Origin of the sequence: Caulobacter sp. D5 (assembly GCF_003185805.1) — a bacterium.
Classification (GTDB): domain Bacteria; phylum Pseudomonadota; class Alphaproteobacteria; order Caulobacterales; family Caulobacteraceae; genus Caulobacter.
In genome coordinates, this window is the sequence record NZ_QHJY01000242.1 from 1 (window position 1) to 3,672 (window position 3,672).

Annotated in this window: 3 protein-coding genes; 1 reads left to right on the forward strand and 2 read right to left on the reverse strand. The window is 70.9% G+C overall.

The window, feature by feature from the left end:
• Window positions 1–1,369, forward strand: a 1,369-nt coding sequence (locus DMC18_RS16080; protein ID WP_110133093.1) for a chloride channel protein, incomplete at its 5' end; no start/stop codon positions are given.
• 145 nt (window positions 1,370–1,514) lie between these two features.
• On the opposite strand, the gene DMC18_RS16085 is transcribed toward DMC18_RS16080, so the two are convergent.
• Complete coding sequence (locus DMC18_RS16085; RefSeq protein ID WP_110133094.1) at window positions 1,515–3,080, reverse strand: lytic transglycosylase domain-containing protein; 1,566 nt, start codon at window positions 3,078–3,080, stop codon at window positions 1,515–1,517.
• A gap of 65 nt (window positions 3,081–3,145) precedes the next feature.
• Window positions 3,146–3,672 (reverse strand): uracil-DNA glycosylase (locus DMC18_RS16090; protein ID WP_146218094.1); only part of this gene is annotated, 527 nt, incomplete at its 5' end.

Below are 3,672 nucleotides of genomic sequence, written 5' to 3' on the forward strand. Positions count from 1 at the left end.
CGGGGTGGGGGCCTCGGTGGGGCTGGAGGCGGCCTATGCCCAGGCGGGCGCGGCGGCGGCCTCGTTCGCCGGCCAGCGGCTGAACCTGCGCCGGGCCGACATGCGCACCCTGGTGGGGGCCGGGGCGGGCGCGGCGATCGCCGCGGCGTTCGGGGCGCCGCTGACCGGGGCCTTCTACGCCTTCGAGATCGTCATCGGGGCCTACACCGTCGCCAACCTGGCCCCCGTGGCCGCCGCCGCCCTGGCCGCCGTGCTGGTGGCCGGCAAGATGGGCGCGATCCCCTATCTGTTGAAGACCGACACCCAGGCCGTGCAGTCGTGGACCGACTATGGCCTCTACGCCCTGCTGGGCCTGATCAGCGCGGTGCTGGGCATCGCCCTGATGCGGCTTGTCGCCAACGCCGAGCGGCTGGTGACGCGCTCGCCGATCCCGCGCTGGCTGCGGCCGGCGATCGGCGGCGTCGGGCTCGCCGCCCTTGCCCTGGTCACGCCCCAGACCCTGTCGGCGGGGCACGGGGCGCTGCATCTCAACCTGATGACGGAACTGCCGCTGAAGATGCTGGTGCTGCTGCTGGCGATGAAGGCGCTGGCCTCGGTGATCTCGCTGAGCTTCGGGTTTCGGGGCGGCCTGTTCTTCGCCTCGCTGTTCCTGGGGGCGCTGATCGGCCAGGTGTTCTCGGCGCTGTCGCTGCTGATCCCCTGGGCGCCGAGCCTGGATCCCACCGTCGCGGCCCTGGTCGGCATGGCGGCGCTGGGCGTGGCCGTGGTCGGCGGGCCCTTCACCATGTCGTTCCTGGTGCTGGAGGCGACCGGCGACTTCACCGTGGCGGCCGCGGCCCTGGTGGCCTCGATGATCGCCAGCGCCATGGTGCGCGAGACCTTCGGCTATTCGTTCTCGACCTGGCGCCTGCACCTGCGCGGCGAGACCATCCGCAGCGCCCACGACGTCTCGTGGATGCGGCCGCTGAGCGCCGGGCGGATGATGCGCAAGGACGTCCAGACGGTGCCGGCCTCGACAACCCTGGCCGAGTTCCGCCGCCGCTTTCCGCTGGGCTCGACCAAGCGGGTGATCATGGTCGACGAGACGGGGCTCTATGCCGGGGTGATCCCGACCGCCAAGGCCTATGTCGACGGCGGCGACGGCGAGAAGCCCGTGGCCAGCCTGGCGATCAACGCCGACACGGTCCTGAAGCCCGACCAGACCATCAAGGACGTCATGCGCGCCTTCGACCACGGCGAGACCGACGAACTGGCGGTGATCGACGACAAGAAGAACGTGCTGGGCGTGCTGTCGGAGGCCTATGCGACGCGGCGCTACGCCGAGGAGTTGGAGAAGGCGCGGCGGGAGCTGACGGGGGAAGCGGGGTGACAAGATCCTCCCCCAGAAGGGGGAGGTGGCCCGAAGGGCCGGAGGGGGAAGTTTCTGAGGAGGCCGAGGTGGTCGCTGGTTCAGCAGCCACGTCCCCCTCCGTCGGCTTCGCCGACACCTCCCCCTTTTGGGGGAGGGTCTTGATCTACATATCCAACCTGAAATCGATCACCCGCTGGCCGCTGGCCACGGCGTCCAGCGTCTTGGTCTCCGCGCCGAGCAGGCGGCGGTAGGTCCAGTACGAGGCCATGACCTTCTCGACGTAGTTGCGGGTCTCCTGGGCCGGCAGGCTTTCGATCAGCAGCAGGCTGTCGCAGTCCTGGCCCAGCTGCTGCTGCACCTTCAGCAGGGTGCCCGGACCGCCGTTGTAGGCGGCCACGGCGCGCAGGATGTCGGGGCTCTGCAGGCCGCGGTCCATCAGCCAGGTGAAGTAGTCCTGGCCGACCCGCAGGTTGAAGGCCGGGTCGAACAGCGGGGTGTTGTCGGCCAGCAGCTTGTCGTCGCCGGCGGCGCGGGCGGCGGCCACCGGCATCAGCTGCATCAGGCCCACGGCGCCGGCGCCGGAGACGGCCATCGGGTCGAAGCGGCTTTCCTGGCGCACCAGGGCGTAGACCAGGGCCTTGCTGATCGTGAAGCCGCCCTTGGGGGCCAGCTCGGGCAGGGGATAGTCCTCGCCGCCGATCTTCTTGACCGGACGGCCGGCGTTGAACGGCGCGCGGGCGTTGAGGGCTAGCGTCAGGGCGCTCCAGTCGGCGCGGGCCTTGTCGTCGCTCGCCAGCGACAGGCCGGCCCGCAGCTCGGCGCCGGCCTCGGTCCAGCGGCCCAGCTGGGCCAGCGAGGCGGCGCGGCGGGCGCGCAGGTCGGAGGCCAGCAGCTTGTTCAGCGAGGCCGGATCGGGGCCGCTGTAGGAGACGCGGGTGATCAGGGCGGCGATCGGGTCGTCCGGATCGTTGGCCACGGCCACGCCGGCCATGGACAGCTGGCGGGCGGCGATCATGCCGTAGAAGGTCTGCGGCGCCTGGGCGGCCTGGTTCAGCAGGTCGCGGACGGCCGTCCTGTCGCCGGCCATGCTGGCCGACCGGGCGGCCCAGAAGGCGCCGGCGGCGCGCAGCCAGTCGTCCTGGCCCTCGTCGTGGGCCACCTGCTCGAAATAGCCGCGCGCCTCGGCGTAGGATTCCAGGCGGAAGGCGGCCAGGCCCGCGATCCAGCGCTCGTTGGCCAGTTTGGCCAGCTTCAGGGCGGCCTTCACGTCGCCGGAATAATAGGCTTCGCGGGCTGCGCGGCCCTTGTCGGCCGGGCCGGCGCTGCGCACGCCTTGGGCCACTTCGACGAACAGTTCGGGGGCCTTGGGCTCGGGCGAGCGGGCGGGCTTGCGCTTCAGCGCCAGGGCGTAGACGCGATCGGCGCCGGCCTCGTCGCCATAGAGCTTCAGCCAGCCGGTCAGGTCGTCATAGCTGGCCGTGTAGGCCGTCGGGTGCATCAGCCGGGTCAGCGACAGCTTGCCGATCAGGCTGCGGTCGCGGGTGTTGGCGAAGGCGGCTTCGGCGGCGTCGAAATCACCGCGGTCGGCCGCCGTGAAGGCGGCCTGGTAGAAGCGCTGGTCGCTGTCGGACAGAGGTTCGAGCCCCGCGGCCCGCACCGCGGGCGCGGCGAGGTTCAGGCAAAGCGCGAGGGCCGAGACAACGGCCAGAGGGCGAGCGAAAAGCTGCAAATCGTATCCGCGCAAGGCCTTTGCAAGGCGGCGCGCGTCCCCGTTCCGACTGGTCAGCGGCTTGTTTAATGGGGCCTTTCCGGCCGATCAAGTCTTTCGGCCAGCATCAGCAGGTCCTGCCAGGCCTTCTTCTTGGCCGCCGGCTGGCGCAGCAGGAAGGCCGGATGCAGGCTGGGCAAGGCCGGAACCTCGATCGAACCGTCCTCGGAGCGCCACTCGAACCAGCGGCCGCGAAGCGACAAAATGCCTTCCTCACGACGCAAAATGCTCTTTGCGGAGGCGCCGCCGACCAGGAGAACAAGCTTGGGTTTGACCAGGGCGATCGCTCGCTCGACGAACGGGGCGCAGACGGCCTGCTCCTGAGGCGTGGGCGTGCGGTTGCCCGGCGGGCGCCAGAAGACGGTGTTGGTGATGAAGGCGCGGTCCTGCAGGCCGGCGGCCTTGAGCATGCGATCGAGCAGTTGGCCGGCCCGGCCGACGAAGGGCTGGCCGCGGGCGTCCTCTTCGGCCCCGGGGCCTTCGCCGATGACCATGACCGGCGCGTCGCCGGGGCCGCGTGAGAACACCGCCTGCTTGGCGCCTTGAGTCTTCA